The following is a 17682-nucleotide window of genomic DNA, read 5'->3' on the forward strand; positions in this document are numbered from 1 at the left end:
GGTCGCCGCGCGCCGGGACGTGTCCGGGGATGCCCGCGGTGACTCCGGCGGCATGGTCCGTCCAGTTCCGGGTAGTTCCGCCCTGACCCGGCATGGATGCGAGGTGTGTGGTGGCCGATCGGAGTCTGCCGAGCGCACGCAGCGTGGACCTGCGCTCCTCCACGCTCGTCGGCGTCCTGATCGGCATCGCGATCATGGCCGGGGTGGACGAGATCGTCTTCCACCAGCTGCTCGGCTGGCACCACTTCTACGACCGGTCCACCCCGTCGGTGGCCCTGCTCTCCGACGGGCTGCTGCACGCCGCCGAGCTGATCGCCCTGGTCGGTGGCTTCTTCTGGTTCGCCGACCTGCGCCGCCGGGGCGTCCTGTCGGCCCGGCTGGCCTGGGGCGGCTTCCTGCTCGGCGCCGGAGGGTTCCAGGTCTTCGACGGGCTGGTCGACCACAAGGTGCTCCGGCTGCACCAGATCCGTTACGGCGTCCACCTGGTGCCGTACGACGTGCTCTGGAACGTGGGGGGCGCCGTGCTGCTGCTCGCGGGCGCGGCCCTGGTCTGGCGGGCGCGGTCCCGACGGTCACGCGACGGCCAGCGGTGACGGCGACGCTCGCCCCGGCGTGGTACCCGTCGCCCGCGGTCGCGCACGGGGGGCACGCGGTGGACGGCCCGTCCTGGTTCCCGCTGGCGGCGGTCGGCCTGCTGGCCGGTGGCTACCTCGTGGCAGCCGCGGCCGACACCCGGGGCTGGGACCACCGGCGCAGCGCCGCCTGGCTGGCCGGGTGTGCCGTGCTGGCGGTCGCGGTCGGTCCGCTGGCGCAACTCCCCGACGACCCGCGCGGACACATGGCGCAGCACCTGCTGCTCGGCATGGTGGCCCCGCTCGGGCTGGTGCTCGGCGCCCCGGTGACCCTGCTGCTGCGGATCTCGTCCACGCCCACGCGCCGGTTGATCGGCCGGCTGCTGCGCGCCCGCCCGGTGCACCTGCTCGCCCACCCGGTCACCGCCGCGCTGCTCAGCACGGGCGGGCTCGCCCTGGTGCTGCTCACCCCGCTGTATGCGGCGGCGGAGCGCCAACCCGCCCTGCACAACGCCCTGCACCTGCACTACCTGGCCGCCGGGTACCTGTTCGCCTGGGCGCTGGCCGGCCCCGACCCGGCACCCCACCGCCCCGGGCTGGCGGTGCGGCTCGGCGCGCTGCTCGGCGCGGCGGCCGTGCACGCCGCGCTCGCCAAGTACCTCTACGCGTACGCCGGCACCCTGCCGCCCGGGCTGACCGACCCCGACCCGGCGGCGTTCCGGTCGGCCGCCCAGCTCATGTACTACGGCGGCGACGTCGCCGAGCTGCTGCTCGCCGTCGCCCTCTTCGCCACCTGGTACCACCGCCGGGCACCGCGCACCCTCCGCCCGGCCGTGCGGGGCGGCACTCTCCGCCCGGAGCCGACCCCGCCCGCGCAGGCCTGATCCCGCTCACCGCGGGCGCTGGTGCGCTCGTCGCTCAGCCGCGCGCCGCGAGGGCGGTGGAGAGCCGGCCGAGGAACGCGCGGATGCTCTCCTCGCTGTGGTGCGTCTCCGCCTGGTCGTTGAGGGGGCCCGTGTAGCGCAGCGCCTGGCCGAGCGCGTCCAACGTCTCGGCCCGGTCTCCGGGGTAGAGCCCGCCGACCACCCCGTCGGCGACCCGGGTCACCACCGTGTCGTCGAGCGTCCGGTCGAACTGGATCCCGTAGAGGATCCCGTTGACATGGCCCTTCCAGCTGTCCGTACCCATGCTCGTTCGACTCCCCTAGAAGATCTGGCTGCCGTCCCAGGCGTGGATCGGGACGCCACTGAGGCCGTTGCGCTTGAACTCGGCGTCGAGGTTGCCCATGTGGCTCACGTCGGGCTGGTAATGACCGCTGCGCGCCGTCGCGTACTGGACCCTACCGTCCTTGACGACCAGCTCGCCCGCGGCCGCGACCGGCTGCCCGTTGCCCAGCGTCGAGTGGTGGAAGTCGCCGACCTTCTGGTAGTTGGACGCGTAGAGGTTGCCGTTGCGGTCCATCACGAAGATCGCCTGGCCGTTGCCGCTGAACACGGTCTGGGCGCTCGAGGTGTCGAACGGCTCGCCGTTTCGTGCGCTGCGCAGGACACCGTTGCCGTCGAAGAACACCCGGTGCTGTTCGAGCTCCTCCGGGCTGAGCCGGCGCACAGCGGTCGGGAAGTGTCCGCCCGGCAGGTGTTCGTTGCGGTACTTGTCGAGCATCGGCTTCGTGTTGTGGTAGCGGGGCGTGGTGTGCGGGCCGGGCACACCGGGTCGTCCCCGGCCGCCCGGGCCCGCGCCCTTGCGGGTGAACCGCCGCAGCAGCGTCTTCGCCCGCTTCAGCAACCGCGGAATGATCTCCTTGACGACCCGCTCGACGACCTCCTTGACGATCCGTTGGATCGCCATCCGGGCCAGGCCGATCGAGACGGGGATCTGGGCCAGCGAGGCGCCGAGGCTGGGAGCCGCCGCCGCGAGCGCGATCGCCACCTGGACCACGAGGATCGTCAGCTGGATGATCACGAGGATCTTCTGCGTCAGCGTGATGAGGGCCATCACCAGCAACGCCATGGCGATCAGCTCGGCCGCCTGCGCGCCGTCCTCCATCCGGCGCGGCGCGCCCTCCTCGCCCCGCCAGGCCTGCTCGAACGCGCGGACGTCGGCCCCGCTGTTGGTCGCGCCGACCTTCGCCGCGCCGGCCTCCGCCTCCCCGACCGCCGTGCGCAACCGGCCAGCGAACGCGAACCACAGCTGCGACGCCTCGAACAGCAGCTCCTCGTCGGCGGTCGGCCAGGTGAACCCGACCCAGCCCAGTGCCTCGACGAGCTCAGGAGGTAGCTGCATACCCACGGGGCAGCTCCATCCTGGAGAAGAGGTCCGCGTTGGCGGTCTCGGTCGCCTCGTGCGCGTCGGCGCCCTGGTCGAGGTTGGCGGCGGCCTCCAACAACTGGTCGGCCATCGACCGGTACACGTCCAGCGCGTGCGTCAGCACCTCGACGTACACGGCGCCGAAGAGCGAACCCGCCTCGTCGGCGCCCCACGGACTACCCGCCCCGTTCACCGTCGACTCGAGGCTGGTGACCTCCGCGCCGAGCTGCTGGCCGGTGGCCGCGAGCGACCCCGCCGCGGCGTGGAGGGCGTCGAGGTCGACCTCAATCCCGTCAGACATCGGCTCAGCGTCGATCCATCCGGCGGGTGGCCGCGTCGAGGTCGCCGATCATCCGGTGGAAACCGCGGAACGCCTCCTCCGAGACACGTTCGAGCTGCTGGGTCAGGGCTGCGCTGTCGGCGGCGGCAGCGCCCGTCAGCTCGGCGCGCCGGGCGCGCTCGTCGGCCTGGGCCGCCTGGACCGCCTCCAGGACGTACTCGGCGATCGCGCTGGTGCCGGCCCGCGACAGGCTCGGGTCGATCACGAGGCTCCGCAGGCCCCCGAAGGCGGCGACCTCGGCCTCGACGAGACCGTCCCCACCGACGCCCCGCCCCACCATCTGCTCGGCGGTCGGTACGGCCTGCTCGTCGGCACCGTCCGGTTGTGTCGAGGTGGAAGCCGTGGCCTGGCTCAGCAGGCGCATCGCCTCTTCGAGCGAGCGACTCAGGCCGGACGGATCGATCCCACTCGCCATGCTCGTCCCCCTACGACTCGCGACCCTCTCGGCGAGCGACAGTACCAACGCGGCGCCCACGCTCGTGGCCCCAACGTCCGCTGTGGAGCGGCAGGCCGGTGACCGTGGCCGCCGGCGGTGCGGCAACTGCCGTTCAGCGAGCCGTTCCCGCCGGGTCAGGCCCGCTGCGGCCAGTCGGCGAGGACCGCCTCCACCGGCAGTAACCCGCGCGCCGGGTCGGGGGCCGGGGCCGGCGGGGCGGTCGGCGTCCGGTCGAAGCGGGGTGCCGGGGCGGGCTGGATCTCCCCGCCCACGTCGACGAACGTGCCCCGGGCCGCGTTGTGCGGGTGCCGGTGCGCCTCGCCCGGGGCGAGCACCGGGGCGACACAGGCGTCCAGGTCGGCGAAGACGGCCGTCCACTCGTCCCGGGTCCGCTCGGCGAACCGTTCCGTGAAACGTCGGCGCAGCTCGTCCCAGCCGTCCGGGTCGTACTGGGCGGGCAGGTCCGGGTCGTCGGCGAAACCGAGGCCGGTCAGCAGGGCGGCGTAGAAGGCCGGTTCCAGCGCGCCGACGGCCAGGTAGCCGCCGTCGGCGGTGCGGTACGTGTCGTAGAACGGCGCACCGCCGTCGAGCAGGTTGCGCCCGCGTGGCGCCGGCCACAGGCCGTTGCCGAGCATCCCGTGCAGGAACGCGGTGAGCAGCGCCGACCCGTCCACCATGGCCGCGTCGACGACCTGGCCGGCGCCGGAGCGTTCCCGTTCCAGCAGCGCGGCCAGCACCCCCACGGCGAGCAGCATTCCGCCGCCGGCGAAGTCACCGATCAGGTTCAGTGGCGCGTGGGGACGTTCACCGGCCCGGCCCAGCGGCTCCAGCGCGCCCGCCACCGCGATGTAGTCGATGTCGTGCCCGGCCCGGGAGGCCAGCGGGCCGTCCTGGCCCCAGCCGGTCATCCGCGCGTACACCAGTCGGGGGTTGCGGGCCCGGCACACGTCCGGACCGAAGCCCAGCCGCTCGGCCACCCCGGGCCGGTACGCCTCGACCAGGACGTCTGCCCGCTCCACCAGGCGCAGCAGGTCCGACACGCCCTCCGGGGACTTCAGGTCCAGCGCGGTGACCCGCCTACTCCGCTGCAACGGCCCGCCGGCCGGCGCGGCCAGCCGCCCCGCTCCCGGGCCGCCCGGCCGGTCCACCCGGAGCACGTCCGCGCCGAGGTCGGCGAGCACCATGCAGCCGAACGGCGCCGGGGCCAGGCTGGCCAGCTCGACCACCCGCACCCCGGCCAGCGGCCCGCCGCGGGGCGTTCCGCCCGGCCCGTCGGAGCCCGTCACAGGGCGCTCACCGGTTCGGCGGGGCGGGTGGCCGACGCGGCGAGCCGCCTCAGAGGGCACGGGCGATCAGCTCCTTCATGATTTCGTTGGTGCCGCCGTAGATCTTCTGGACGCGGGCGTCGGCGTACATCCGGGCGATCGGGTACTCGGTGGTGTAGCCGTAGCCGCCGAACAGTTGCAGGCACCTGTCGATGACCTCGCACTGGCCGTCGGTCAGCCACCACTTCGCCATCGCGGCGGTGGCCACGTCCAGTTCGCCCCGGGTGTGCCGGACGATGCAGTCGTCGAGGAAGACCCGGCTGACCCGGGCGCGGGTGGCGCACTCGGCCAGCACCATCCGGGTGTTCTGGTGACCCATCAGGGGCTTGCCGAAAGCCGCGCGCTCTTTGGTGTAGGCGACGGTCAGCTCGACCGCGCGTTCCATCGCGGCGACCGCGCCGACGCCGATCACCAGCCGTTCCTGCGGGAGCTGCCGCATGAGCTGGATGAAGCCCAGCCCTTCGGCGCCGCCGAGCAGGTTGGCCGCCGGCACCCGGAACTCGTCGAAGAAGAGCTCGGCGGTGTCGTTGGCGTGCAGCCCGATCTTGGACAGCAGCCGACCCCGGCGGAAGCCCACCGGGTCGCCGCCGACCTCGCAGACCAGCAGGGAGACACCGGCCGCCCGCTGCTCGGGGTCGGTCTTCACGGCCACGATGATCAGGTCGGCCAGGCCGCCGTTGGTGATGAACGTCTTCGCGCCGGTGACCAGGTAGTCGTCGCCGTCGCGGACCGCCCGGGTGCGCATCGCCTGGAGGTCCGAGCCGCCGTCCGGCTCGGTCATCGCGATCGCGCCGACCAGCTCACCGCTGCACAGGCCGGGCAGCCACCGCCGCTTCTGCTCCTCGCTGCCGTACGCCACCAGGTAACCGGTGATGATGCCACTGTGGACGGCCAGCCCGAGGCTGCTCTCCCCGGTGTACGCCTGCTCGTGCAGCATGACCGCCTCGTGCGTGAAGCCCCCGCCCCCGCCGCCGTACTCCTCCGGCACGGAGAGGCCGAGCAGCCCCAGCTCACCGGCGCGCCGGTAGTGCTCGCGGTCCGGATGGCCCTGTGCCAGCAGGCGCTCGGTGTGCGGCAGCACCTCCTTCGTGAAGAAGGTGCGGGCCAGGTCGGCCAGGTCGTCGTGCTCCGGCTCCCGCCAGGGCGAGGAGTGACCGTCGGATGCGGGCGTCGGCATGTGCACCACCCTCGCGCGCTGTTGACAGCATGTCAATAACTCCCGATCAACGGCCACGGCGTCGCCTCCCGTTCGTCCGTCAGGCACCTCGTCCCGCACGGGTCGCCATGCGCCGACGGCCGATCGACGGGCGTCACGTCTTTCGCCGGGCTTCCTCGCCTTCCCCTGGAGCGTCGGGCGGGTCTGGATATCGGCACCCAGCGCCTTTGGAGCTGATGTCGCAAGCGACTCACCGACGTGATGTCGTGTGCGACTCAGCTCCAAAGGGAGGCAGACCCGGGTCTGCCCTCGGCGCGCCCTCGATGAGGGCCAGCGGCGCCGTTGGTGCGCCGGCCTGTGACACAACGCCACGACGTGTGGGGCAGGTTGGCCGCCCCTGTCCGGGCCCTCTGCCTGCGCCCGAACCTGGGCCGCGACGGTGAGCTGCCGATAGGGTCGGGCAGATGAGTGTCGAGACCGCCCCGCGCCGCCGCCGGCTGGAGCCGGACGCCCGGCGTGGGCAGATCCTGGCCTGCGCGGTCCGGCTGTTCGGCGAGCGCGCATACCCGGACGTGTCGACCACCGACATCGCGCGGGAGGCCGGCGTCGCGCGCGGCCTGGTCAACCACTACTTCGGCACCAAGAAGGACCTCTACCTGGAGGTCGTCCGGGTCATGGTGACCATCCCCGAGGTAGCCCTGGAGCGGCTGCCCAAGGGCGACCTGGGTACCCGGGTCGACGCCAGCGTCTCCTGGTTCCTCGACGTGGTCTCCCGGCACAGCACCTCCTGGCTGGCGGCCGTCACCGCCCGCGGGATGGGCGGCGACGCCGACGTGGAGCGGGTGCTCGCCGAGGCCGAGGAGGTGGCCGCGGACCGGATTCTGGTCGCCGTCGGCCTGGCCGAGGAGGCGGAGCACCGCGAGGAGTTGCGCGGGATGGTCCGGGCGTACGGCGGGCTCGCGACCTCGACCGCGCGGGAGTGGCTCCAGCGCGGCGCGCTGACCCGGGCCCAGGTGCACGTACTGCTCACCACCACGCTGCTGACCATCGTCGAGCAGGTCATCCCGGCCGTCATCGCGGGCGCCAGCGCTCAGGCCGCGCGGCGGTCGGCCGCCTGCGCCGGGTAGGCCTCGGATCGGACCACCCGCAGCGGCCGGTCGACCTCGTCCGCCCGGAACCGCCACCGCGAGGGCACCGGCTGCCGCTGCGGCGCAGGGCCTCCGGGGCGCAGCCCGGGGCGGGACAGCAGCACGGTGATCAGGTAACCGACCACCAGGAAGCCGTGGCTGACCAGCCGCTCCCCGCCCACCGTGCCGGTGGCGAGGTCGTTGACCGAGAGCAGCAGCAGCGTGCCGACGAACGCGCTGAGCATCGGCAGCAGGCCGGCCGGTGGGCTGCGGCGGACCGCCACGAAGAGGAAGCCAGCGCCCACCGCCACGTTCCACGCGGCCGACTCGTGCCACAGGTGCTGGCCGGCGGGGTGCAGGTGATCGGCGGCAGCGCCCCGGCCCACCTGGGCCAGGCCGAGCACGAGCTGCACGGCGCCGAGCAGCCCGAGCGCCGCGCGGAGCCCGGCGACCAGGCGGCCACGCCGTACCGCGCCCGGCCGCCACCGCCACCGCCACCGCCGCCGGGCGGCTGGTGGCGCGGCGGCGGCGAGGATCGCCTCGGTTCGGTCGGGAGGTTCGGTGACCAACCGGGTACGCACCCGACGGGTCACCGCGGCCGCCACCGTGAACCAGGCCCGGCAGTCGGCACACCCGTCCAGGTGTCGCTGCGCCGTCTCCCGTTCCTCGGCGGTCTCCTCCCCGTCCAACTGCGCGGACAGGACCTCCCGCCACTGCTCACACCCCATGTACGGGTAGTCGGTCCAGCCGCCGCTCCGGTTCCCGGCGGCCCGGGACCGCTGTGGAATACTCGCCGGACCATGACGCGCTACGGCCTGCTGATCCTGCCCTCCACCAACCGGGTGTACGCCCGCTCCGCGATCGACCTCACCCAGGCCGAGCTGGAGATCTTCGGCCGTTCGGCGCTCGATGGCCGGATCGGCGACGTGGGCACGACGACGGTCGGCGGGGCCACCTACCTCACCTTCGCCGGTGACGGGCTGACCGAGCGGGACCTGTCCCTGCTGGGCAACCTCTCCGCCGGGTACGCGCTGTTCGAGGTCGTCGGCGAGCTGCTGCGCCCGGTCGACTGGAGCCGGCTGGACCGGTACGACGACGACCTGATCACCATCCAGAAGTACCCGGGCAAGACCAACGAGCAGTTCACGAAGCTGCTGCTCAACGTCACCCTGCTCGCCTCGGACTGGGCCGGTGAGCTGACCACCCGGCGCTTCCGGGTGCTCGACCCGCTCTGCGGTCGCGGCACGACCCTCAACCAGGCGCTGATGTACGGCTTCGACGCCGCCGGCGTGGAGCGCGACCAGAAGGACGTCGAGGCGTACCGGGCGTTCATCACCACCTGGCTGAAGCAGAAGCGGATCAAGCACCGGGTGCTGGAGTCGGGGCCGGTGCGGCGGGAGCGCAAGGTGGTCGGCCGGCGGGTGCGGATCGAGCTGGCGCCGACGCGCGAGGAGCACAAGGCGGGCCAGCTCCACCTGCTGGACGTGGTCAACGCCGACACGACCCGCGCCGCGGAGTTCTTCCGGCCGGAGACGTTCGACCTGGTCGTGGCCGACGCGCCGTACGGCGTACAGCATGGCAGCCGGACCGCCGAGCACGGCCTGACGCGGGACCCGCTGGCGCTGCTCGCGGACGCCGCGCCGGTCTGGGCGCGGTTGCTGCGACCCGGCGGGGCGCTCGGCATCTCCTGGAACACCCACGTCGCCGGGCGGGACGACGCGGCGGCGGCGCTGGAGGCGGCCGGCCTGACCGTGGTCGACGCGGAGCCGTACCGCGCGCTGCGGCACCGGGTGGACCAGTCGATCATGCGTGACGTGCTGGTGGCCCGCCGCGCGGCCTGACGCGGCCCGCCTCTTCTCCTTCCTTCCGCCCGCGCCCGGGCAGCCGCCGCACCCCGCCGTACCCGGGGGGTTTGTGCGGCATTTCACCTGTTCAGGGCGCGGGTGTGAAAACCGCGTCAAGAAATGGACCGCCGCCGTCATGGTCGCGTTATGACCCCTGTCGGCGGGGAGGCGACGGGGCTTTGATTGCCCCGCGCGACCGGGAGGCGGTCGCGACGAACCTTTCCGGTCTGAGGAGTCAGCGTGTCTGACGTGGTGTTCGTGCTCCTGACGGTGGCGCTGTTCGCAGTGCTCGCCCTGGTCGTGCGGGCGGTGGAGAAGCTGTGAGTGCCGTCAATGCCGTGGGCCTGGTGCTCGCGATCGTCCTGGGCGCGTTCCTGGTCTTCGCCCTGTTGTTTCCGGAGCGCTTCTGATGACCACGACAACAGCGGGCGTCATCTTCGTGCTGACGCTGGTGGCGGCCCTGGTCGCCGTCTACAAGCCGTTCGGCGACTACATGTTCCGGGCGGTGTCCGGCACCCGGCAGTCCCGGGTCGAGCGGGGCGTCTTCCGCCTGGTCGGGGTCAACCCGGCCGCCGAGCAGAGCTGGGGCGTGTACGCCCGCAGCGTGCTGGCGTTCTCGGCGGTCTCGATCCTGTTCCTGTACCTGTTCCAGCGGGTGCAGAACCACCTGTGGTTGTCCCTGGGCTTCGACCCGGTGGTGCCGCACGGCGCGTGGAACACCGCCGTGTCGTTCGTGACCAACACCAACTGGCAGTCGTACTCCGGTGAGTCGACGATGGGCCACCTGGTGCAGATGGCCGGCCTCGCGGTGCAGAACTTCGTCTCGGCGGCGGTCGGCATCGCGGTGGCAGTGGCGCTGCTCCGCGGCTTCGCCCGCAGCCGCACCGGCCAGCTGGGCAACTTCTGGGTCGACCTGACCCGGATCACGCTGCGGATCCTGCTGCCGGTCGCGGTGCTCGGCGCGATCGCGCTGATGATCGGCGGGGTGGTGCAGAACCTCTCCGCCGGCACCGACGTGACGACGCTGACTGGCGGCGCCCAGACCATCACCGGCGGCCCGGTGGCCAGCCAGGAAGTGGTCAAGCTGCTGGGCACCAACGGTGGCGGCTTCTACAACGTCAACAGCGCCCACCCGTTCGAGAACCCGACCACGTGGACGAACTGGCTGGAGATCTTCCTGATCCTCCTGATCCCGTTCAGCATGCCCCGGGTGTTCGGCCGGATGGTCGGCCAGAACCGCCAGGGCTACGCCATCGCCGCGGTGATGGCGATCCTGGCCGTCGCCAGCGTCGCCCTCACCAACATCTTCGAGCTGAGCGGCCACGGCACGGTGCCGCAGGCGGTCGGCGCGGCGCTGGAGGGCAAGGAGGTCCGGTTCGACGTGTCGAACTCGGCCACCTTCGCCGCCGCCACGACGCTGACCTCGACCGGCGCGGTGAACTCGTTCCACGACTCGTTCACCCCGCTCGGCGGCATGATGACGATGGTCAACATGATGCTCGGCGAGGTCGCCCCGGGCGGTACGGGTTCCGGCCTCTACGGCCTGCTCATCCTCGCGGTGATCACGGTTTTCGTGGCCGGGCTGATGGTGGGCCGGACGCCGGAGTACCTGGGCAAGAAGATCGGCTCGCGGGAGATCAAGTTCGCCTCGCTCTACTTCCTGATCACGCTGATCCTGGTGCTCGTCGGCACAGCGGCCGCGTTCGCCACCGGCAACAACTCCACCGCGCTCAACGTCGGGCCGCACGGCCTCTCCGAGGTCCTGTACGCGTTCACCTCGGCCAGCAACAACAACGGCTCGGCCTTCGGCGGCATCACCGTCAACACCACCTGGTGGGACACCGCGCTCGGGTTGTGCATGCTGCTCGGCCGCTTCCTGCCGATCATCTTCGTGCTCGCGTTGGCCGGCTCGCTGGCCCGCCAGGCACCCACCCCCGCGTCCGAGGGCACCCTGCCGACCCACCGACCGCTGTTCATCGGGATGGTCGTCGGCGTCACGGTGGTCCTCGTCGCGCTGACCTTCCTTCCCGCACTCGCGCTCGGCCCGCTGGCTGAGGGGCTGTGACCATCATGAGGAACGAGGACATGTCCGTCACCTCCGTGACATCCGGGGCCGGCGAGCAACCGACCGCCGGCACCCCGGCGACCCAGGGCAACCGGGTCGGCGGGGGCCTGCTCGACCCGAAGCAGCTGATCCGGTCCCTGCCGGACGCCGCGCGCAAGCTCAACCCGACCACCCTGTGGCGCAACCCGGTGATGCTGCTCGTCGAGGTCGGCGCGGCCTTCACCACCGTCCTGGCGGTGACCGACCCGTCGGTGTTCGCCTGGGCGATCACCATCTGGCTCTGGCTCACCGTGCTCTTCGCCAACCTGGCCGAGGCGGTCGCGGAGGGCCGGGGCAAGGCCCAGGCCGCCGCGCTGCGGCAGGCCAAGCAGGACACCATCGCCACCCGGCTGGTCGGCTGGACGCCGGGCGCCCGGGCCAACACCTACACCGACGAGGCGGTGCCCGCGCCGCAGCTACGCCAGGGCGACATCGTGCTGGTCGAGGCGGGCGGCATCATCCCCGGTGACGGCGACATCGTCGAAGGCATCGCCAGCGTCGACGAGTCGGCCATCACCGGCGAGTCGGCCCCGGTCATCCGGGAGTCCGGTGGCGACCGCAGCGCGGTCACGGGCGGCACCAAGGTGCTCTCCGACCGGATCGTCGTGAAGATCACCCAGAAGCCGGGGGAGAGCTTCATCGACCGGATGATCGCCCTGGTCGAGGGGGCGAACCGGCAGAAGACGCCGAACGAGATCGCGCTGAACATCCTGCTCGCCGCGCTCACGATCATCTTCCTGCTGGCCGTGGTCACGCTTCAGCCGCTAGCCATCTTCTCCAAGGCGTACCAGGCGGCGGCACCGGACAGCGGCGCGATCACCGACTCCGGTGTCACCGGGGTGGTCCTGATCTCGCTGCTGGTCTGCCTGATCCCCACCACCATCGGCGCGCTGCTCTCCGCCATCGGCATCGCCGGCATGGACCGGCTCGTGCAGCGCAACGTGCTGGCCATGAGCGGCCGGGCCGTCGAGGCGGCCGGCGACGTCAACACCCTGCTGCTGGACAAGACCGGCACCATCACGCTGGGCAACCGGCAGGCCGCCGAGTTCGTACCGGTCGAGGGCGTCACCGCCGCGACCGTGGCGGACGCCGCGCAACTGTCCAGCCTCGCCGACGAGACCCCGGAGGGTCGCTCGGTGGTGGTGCTGGCGAAGAACGAGTTCGGGCTGCGGGAGCGCGAGCCCGGCGTGATGCCGCACGCCACCTTCGTCCCGTTCACCGCCCAGACCCGGATGAGCGGCGTCGACCTGACCCCGGACGGCAGCGTCGACGGCGGCGCGGTCGGCACGGCGCGCCGGGTCCGCAAGGGCGCTGCCGCCGCGGTGATGAAGTGGGTCCGCGAGAACGGCGGGCACCCCACCGAGCAGGTCGGCGAGATCGTGGACGCGATCAGCGGCACCGGCGGGACTCCGCTGGTCGTGGCCGAGCACCTCGACGGCGAGCCGGCCCGCGCGTTGGGCGTCATCCACCTCAAGGACGTCGTCAAGTCCGGCATGCGGGAGCGGTTCGACGAGATGCGCCGGATGGGCATCCGGACCGTGATGATCACCGGTGACAACCCGCGTACCGCGAAGGCGATCGCGGACGAGGCCGGGGTGGACGACTTCCTGGCCGAGGCGACGCCCGAGGACAAGCTCGCGCTGATCAAGCGGGAGCAGGAGGGCGGTCGGCTGGTCGCGATGACCGGCGACGGCACCAACGACGCGCCGGCGCTCGCGCAGGCCGACGTCGGGGTGGCGATGAACACCGGCACGTCGGCCGCCAAGGAGGCCGGCAACATGGTCGACCTCGATTCCGACCCGACCAAGCTGATCGAGATCGTGGAGATCGGCAAGCAGTTGCTGATCACGCGGGGCGCGCTGACCACGTTCAGCATCGCCAACGACATCGCGAAGTACTTCGCGATCATCCCGGCCATGTTCGCCGGCCTCTACCCGAGCCTCGACGCGCTCAACATCATGCGGCTGTCCAGCCCGGAGTCGGCGATCCTGGCCGCCGTCATCTTCAACGCCCTGGTGATCATCGCGCTGATCCCGCTCGCCCTGCGCGGCGTGCGGTACCGGCCGGCCGCCGCGTCGAAGCTGCTCAGCCGCAACCTGTGGCTCTACGGACTGGGCGGCATCATCGTGCCGTTCGTCGGGATCAAGCTCATCGACCTGCTCATCCAGTTCATCCCGGGGATTTCGTGATGCGCCTACCCACCTGGCTCGCCCAACACCTCGCCGCCCTGCGCGCCCTGCTCGTCTTCACGGTGCTGCTCGGGTTGGTCTATCCGCTGGCCCTGGTCGCGCTCGGGCAGGTGCCCGGCCTCAACCACCGGACCGACGGCTCACTGATCGACGCCGGCGGCACGACGGTCGGCAGCTCGCTGATCGGCCAGTCCTTCACCGACGCCGACGGCAACCCCGTCCCGCGGTACTTCCAGTCCCGCCCCTCCGCCGCCGGCGACGGCTACGACCCCACCTCCACCTCGGCCAGCAACCTCGGCCCGGAGAGCGTGGTCGACACCATCGCCACCGACCCGGAGGAGTCCAGCGAGAGCCTGCTCACCCAGGTCTGCGGGCGCAGCAGGGACATCGGCGAGCTCAACGGCGTCGACGGCCGGCGGCCGTTCTGCACCGCCGACGGGGTGGGCGCCGTGCTCGCGGTCTTCCGCGCCGACGGTCTGACCGGCCCGGTGACCCGGGTGGTCAGCGTGAACCAGGCCGCCCCGTCCACCCCGTTCGTCCCCTCCTACGAGGGCGTGCCGGTGGAGCTGGCCCGGCCCGGCGAGGACTACGTGGCCGCCGGTGGCGTGGTCACCCCGATCCGGGGCGACGCCCCCGCCGACCCGGCCGTTCCCGCCGACGCGGTCACCGCCAGCGGCAGCGGCCTCGACCCGCAGATCAGCCCGGCGTACGCCGAGTTGCAGGTGAACCGGGTCGCGCGCGAGCGCGGCGCGGACCCGGCGGCGATCCGCAGGCTGGTGGACGAGCACACCAGCGGGCGAGGGCTCGGCTTCATGGGCCAGCCCGGGGTCAACGTGCTTGAGCTCAACATCGCGTTGGACGAGCAGTTCCCGGCACGCTGACCTCGTGCGGAAGGGCCCCTTCGAATCGTGAAGAAGGGGCCCTTCCTCTCTGATCGGAGAGGATTGTTCCCGTGGCACGCGGAGAACTGCGGATCTATCTCGGGGCCGCTCCCGGCGTCGGCAAGACGTACGCCATGTTGGAGGAGGCGCAGCGGCGGGCCGCGCGCGGCACCGACGTGGTGATCGGTTTCGTGGAGACCCACGGCCGCCAGCACACCGCGGCCATGCTCGGCGACCTGGAGCAGGTCTCCCGCCGCACGATGAGCTACCGGGGCGTCGAGTTCACCGAGATGGACCTCGACGCGATCCTGGCCCGCCGGCCGGAGGTCGCGGTCGTCGACGAGCTGGCGCACACCAACGTGCCCGGCTCCCGGCACGACAAGCGCTGGCAGGACATCCAGGAGCTGCTCGACGCGGGGATCGACGTGCTGTCCACGGTCAACGTGCAGCACCTGGAGTCGGTCAACGACGTCGTCGCCCAGATCACCGGCACCACCCAGCGGGAGACCGTGCCGGACGAGATCGTTCGCGCCGCCGAGCAGGTCGAGCTGGTCGACATGACCCCCGAGGCGCTGCGCCGGCGGATGGCGCACGGCAACATCTACCGCCCCGACAAGATCGACGCCGCGCTGGGCAACTACTTCCGGGTCGGCAACCTCACCGCCCTGCGTGAGCTGGCGCTGCTCTGGCTGGCCGACAAGGTCGACGAGCAACTCGACCGGTACCGCAGCCAGCAGGGCATCGAGGCCACCTGGGAGGCCCGCGAGCGGGTCGTCGTGGCGCTGACCGGTGGCCCCGAGGGCGAGACGCTGATCCGCCGGGCCGCCCGGGTCGCGGCCCGCAGCAAGGGCGCCGACCTGCTCGCCGTGCACGTCGGCCGCAGCGACGGCCTGGCCGGCGCGGACCCGGCCCAACTGGCCCGCCAGCGGGTGCTGGTGGAGAGCCTCGGCGGCACGTACCACCAGGTCCTCGGGACGGACGTGCCGGCCGCGCTGCTGGACTTCGCCCGCGGGGTGAACGCCACCCAGTTGGTGCTCGGCGCCAGCCGGCGGGGCCGCTTCGCGCAACTGTTCGCCAGAGGCGTCGGGGTGACCACCACCGCGCTCTCCGGCTCGATCGACGTACACCTGGTCACCCACACCGAGGCCGGTCGGGGACGCCGGGCGGCGGCCGTGCCGGCCGCGCTGTCCCGCCGCCGCCGGCTGCTCGGGTTCGCCCTGGCCGTGTTCGGCATGCCACTGCTCACGCTGCTGCTGAGGACGCTGCCCGACCTGACGCTGACCAACGACATCCTGCTCTTCCTCGCCGGGGTCGTCGGGGTCGCGCTGGTCGGCGGGCTGTGGCCGGCCCTGGTCGCCGCGCTCGGCGGCTCGCTGCTGCTCAACTGGTTCTTCACCCCGCCCTACCGGACGCTGACCATCGCCGAGGCGGACAACCTGCTCGCCCTGGCCGTCTTCGTCGGCGTGGCGCTGGCGGTGAGCTGGATCGTCGACGTCGCAGCGCGGCGGACCCGCGAGGCCGCGCGGGCCGCGGCCGACGCGCAGACCCTCGCCGCCGTCGCCGGCGGCGTGCTGCGCGGCGAACGCCCGCTGCCCGCGCTGCTGGACCAGCTCCGGGAGACCTTTGGGCTGCGCGCGGTGAGCGTGCTGGAGCTGGCCGAGGAGGCCGGTGGCCGACCGGAGCGGGCCCGCGAGGAGCACGCCTGGTGCGTGGTCGCCAGCGTCGGCGACCGGCCGGCCTGCACGCCCGACGGCGGGGAGACGGCGGTACCGGTCGACGAACGGATCACCGTCGTGCTCAGCGGCCGGCGGCTGGAGGCGGCGGACCGGCGGATCGTCGAGGCGTTCGCCGCCCAGGCCGCCGTCGCGCTGCGGCAGGAACGACTGGCCGAGGAGGCGGCCACCGCCCGGCCCCTCGCCGCGGCGGACCGGATGCGTACCGCGCTGCTCGCCGCGGTCAGCCACGACCTGCGTACCCCGTTGGCCTCGGCGAAGGCGGCCGTGACCAGCCTGCGCAGCCACGACATCGAGTTCGACGAGCAGGACCGCGAGGAGCTGCTGGAGACCGCCGAGGAGTCGTTGGACCGGCTCGCCCGGCTCGTCGGCAACCTGCTCGACATGAGCCGGCTCCAGGCCGGCGTCCTCGGCATCACGGCGAGCGCGATCGGCCTGGAGGACGCCGTACCCCGGGCGCTGGACGAACTCGGCCCGCCCGCCGCCGCCGTCGTGACCGACATCCCGGCCGACCTGCCCGCCGCCACCGCCGATCCTGGCCTGCTGGAGCGGGTGCTGGTCAACGTCATCGCGAACGCGTTGCGGTACAGCCCGCCCGGGCAGCCGCCCACCGTCACCGCGAGCGCGCACGCCGGGCAGGTCGAGCTGCGGATCATCGACCGTGGGCAGGGCATCCCGGAGGACCAGTGGGAGCACGTCTTCCTGCCGTTCCAACGCCTCGGCGACCGGGACAACCAGACCGGTGTCGGCCTCGGGCTTGCCCTGTCCCGGGGACTGGCCGAGGCGATGGGTGGCAGCATCACCCCCGAGACCACCCCCGGCGGTGGGCTCACGATGGTGCTGCGACTCCCCGCCGCCCCGCAGACCAGCTCGGAGGGGCCACAGGAATGACGCGCATCCTGGTCGTCGACGACGAACCCCAGATCCTGCGCGCCCTGCGGATCAACCTGCGCGCCCGCCGGTACGACGTGGACGTCGCCGGGACCGGGGCCGCCGCGCTGAAGGCTGCCGCCAGCCACCCGCCCGACCTGGTGGTGCTCGACCTCGGGCTGCCCGACATCGACGGCGTCGAGGTGATCCGCGGCCTGCGCGGCTGGACCGCCGTGCCGATCATCGTGCTCTCCGGCCGGGCCGGCAGCGAGGACAAGGTCGCGGCGCTCGACGCCGGCGCCGACGACTACGTCACCAAGCCGTTCGGGGTGGAGGAGCTGCTGGCCCGTATCCGCGCGGTGACCCGCCGCCTCGGCGCGCCCAGCGAGGCGGTGCCGGCGCTGCGGATCGGCCGGCACACCGTCGACCTCGCCGACCACCGCGTCTGGCGGGACGACGACACCGAGGTCAAGCTGACCCCCACCCAGTGGAGTGTGCTGGAGAAGCTGCTGCGCCACCCCGGCAAGCTGGTCAGCCAGCGCCAACTCCTCCAGGACGTGTGGGGGCCGGAGTACCAGAACGAGACCAACTACCTGCGGCAGTACCTGGCGCAACTGCGCCGCAAGCTGGAGGACGACCCGGCCCGACCCCGGCACCTCATCACCGAGCCCGGAATGGGCTACCGCTACCGACCCTGACCGGCGGGCTCCGGCCGGGTTGACACCCTCCGACAGAGATTGAAGAATTTCGCTCGCAGTCGCAGCGGCGTGCTTCTGTAACCGTCCCCGTTCCGGTTAC

At 72.6% G+C, this 17682-nt stretch carries 17 protein-coding genes; 10 read left to right on the forward strand and 7 right to left on the reverse strand.

What is annotated here, in order from left to right; genetic code table 11:
- The first annotated feature begins 110 nt into the window (after positions 1 to 110).
- Both DKT68_RS12815 and DKT68_RS12820 read left to right on the forward strand, forming a co-directional pair.
- Positions 111 to 593: a DUF2243 domain-containing protein gene (locus DKT68_RS12815; RefSeq protein WP_201749007.1), complete on the forward strand. Its 483-nt coding sequence runs from the start codon at positions 111 to 113 to the stop codon at positions 591 to 593.
- Entirely contained in the window at positions 590 to 1456 is an 867-nt protein-coding gene (locus DKT68_RS12820) for a cytochrome c oxidase assembly protein (protein WP_201749008.1), read from the forward strand. The genes DKT68_RS12815 and DKT68_RS12820 overlap by 4 nt, the downstream gene beginning before the upstream one ends.
- A 34-nt stretch (positions 1457 to 1490) precedes the next feature.
- On the opposite strand, the gene DKT68_RS12825 is transcribed toward DKT68_RS12820, so the two are convergent.
- The 6 genes from DKT68_RS12825 to DKT68_RS12850 all read right to left on the reverse strand — a co-directional run bounded on the left by DKT68_RS12825 (position 1491) and on the right by DKT68_RS12850 (position 6157).
- The gene (locus tag DKT68_RS12825; protein ID WP_109817639.1) at positions 1491 to 1760 is read right to left on the reverse strand and encodes a hypothetical protein; all 270 of its coding nucleotides are present in this window, start codon (positions 1758 to 1760) and stop codon (positions 1491 to 1493) included.
- 15 nt (positions 1761 to 1775) lie between these two features.
- Positions 1776 to 2855, reverse strand: a complete 1080-nt coding sequence (locus DKT68_RS12830; protein WP_109817640.1) for a WXG100-like domain-containing protein — start codon at positions 2853 to 2855, stop codon at positions 1776 to 1778.
- The gene (locus DKT68_RS12835; protein WP_109817641.1) at positions 2839 to 3180 is read right to left on the reverse strand and encodes a WXG100 family type VII secretion target; all 342 of its coding nucleotides are present in this window, start codon (positions 3178 to 3180) and stop codon (positions 2839 to 2841) included. The genes DKT68_RS12830 and DKT68_RS12835 overlap by 17 nt, the downstream gene beginning before the upstream one ends.
- A gap of 4 nt (positions 3181 to 3184) precedes the next feature.
- Positions 3185 to 3634, reverse strand: coding sequence for a YbaB/EbfC family nucleoid-associated protein (locus tag DKT68_RS12840; protein WP_146218348.1), 450 nt, complete (start codon positions 3632 to 3634; stop codon positions 3185 to 3187).
- 155 nt (positions 3635 to 3789) lie between these two features.
- A complete protein-coding gene (locus tag DKT68_RS12845; protein ID WP_109817643.1) occupies positions 3790 to 4941 on the reverse strand; it encodes a CaiB/BaiF CoA transferase family protein in 1152 nt (383 codons plus the stop codon).
- Between the two features lie 49 nt (positions 4942 to 4990).
- Positions 4991 to 6157 carry an acyl-CoA dehydrogenase family protein gene (locus DKT68_RS12850; protein WP_109817694.1) on the reverse strand — a complete coding sequence of 389 codons (1167 nt, stop codon included), beginning with the start codon at positions 6155 to 6157 and terminating at the stop codon, positions 4991 to 4993.
- A 443-nt stretch (positions 6158 to 6600) separates the two neighbouring features.
- On the opposite strand from DKT68_RS12850, the gene DKT68_RS12855 reads away from it, so the two are divergent.
- On the forward strand, positions 6601 to 7263 hold the full coding sequence (locus tag DKT68_RS12855) for a TetR/AcrR family transcriptional regulator (RefSeq protein ID WP_109817644.1): 663 nt from the start codon (positions 6601 to 6603) through the stop codon (positions 7261 to 7263).
- On the opposite strand, the gene DKT68_RS12860 is transcribed toward DKT68_RS12855, so the two are convergent.
- The gene (locus tag DKT68_RS12860; protein ID WP_109817645.1) at positions 7227 to 7991 is read right to left on the reverse strand and encodes a zf-HC2 domain-containing protein; all 765 of its coding nucleotides are present in this window, start codon (positions 7989 to 7991) and stop codon (positions 7227 to 7229) included. The genes DKT68_RS12855 and DKT68_RS12860 overlap by 37 nt on opposite strands.
- Before the next feature lie 72 nt (positions 7992 to 8063).
- Between DKT68_RS12860 and DKT68_RS12865 the strand changes: the two genes are divergently transcribed.
- From DKT68_RS12865 to DKT68_RS12900, 7 genes are all read left to right on the forward strand, one after another.
- Positions 8064 to 9104, forward strand: coding sequence for a TRM11 family SAM-dependent methyltransferase (locus DKT68_RS12865; protein WP_109817646.1), 1041 nt, complete (start codon positions 8064 to 8066; stop codon positions 9102 to 9104).
- 323 nt (positions 9105 to 9427) lie between these two features.
- Positions 9428 to 9517, forward strand: a complete 90-nt coding sequence (gene kdpF / locus DKT68_RS12875; RefSeq protein ID WP_089017935.1) for a K(+)-transporting ATPase subunit F — start codon at positions 9428 to 9430, stop codon at positions 9515 to 9517.
- Positions 9517 to 11172 carry a potassium-transporting ATPase subunit KdpA gene (kdpA, locus tag DKT68_RS12880; RefSeq protein WP_109817648.1) on the forward strand — a complete coding sequence of 552 codons (1656 nt, stop codon included), beginning with the start codon at positions 9517 to 9519 and terminating at the stop codon, positions 11170 to 11172. The genes kdpF and kdpA overlap by 1 nt, the downstream gene beginning before the upstream one ends.
- A gap of 20 nt (positions 11173 to 11192) precedes the next feature.
- Positions 11193 to 13400 carry a potassium-transporting ATPase subunit KdpB gene (gene kdpB, locus DKT68_RS12885; protein ID WP_109817695.1) on the forward strand — a complete coding sequence of 736 codons (2208 nt, stop codon included), beginning with the start codon at positions 11193 to 11195 and terminating at the stop codon, positions 13398 to 13400.
- On the forward strand, positions 13400 to 14281 hold the full coding sequence (locus tag DKT68_RS12890) for a potassium-transporting ATPase subunit C (RefSeq protein ID WP_109817649.1): 882 nt from the start codon (positions 13400 to 13402) through the stop codon (positions 14279 to 14281). The genes kdpB and DKT68_RS12890 overlap by 1 nt, the downstream gene beginning before the upstream one ends.
- Positions 14282 to 14352: 71 nt before the next feature.
- Positions 14353 to 16905, forward strand: a complete 2553-nt coding sequence (locus DKT68_RS12895) for a sensor histidine kinase (protein WP_109817650.1) — start codon at positions 14353 to 14355, stop codon at positions 16903 to 16905.
- Positions 16902 to 17582, forward strand: coding sequence for a response regulator (locus DKT68_RS12900; protein ID WP_109817651.1), 681 nt, complete (start codon positions 16902 to 16904; stop codon positions 17580 to 17582). The genes DKT68_RS12895 and DKT68_RS12900 overlap by 4 nt, the downstream gene beginning before the upstream one ends.
- Positions 17583 to 17682 lie beyond the last annotated feature (100 nt).

The organism is Micromonospora acroterricola, assembly GCF_003172955.1.
In the GTDB taxonomy this organism is placed as follows: Bacteria; Actinomycetota; Actinomycetes; order Mycobacteriales; family Micromonosporaceae; genus Micromonospora; species Micromonospora acroterricola.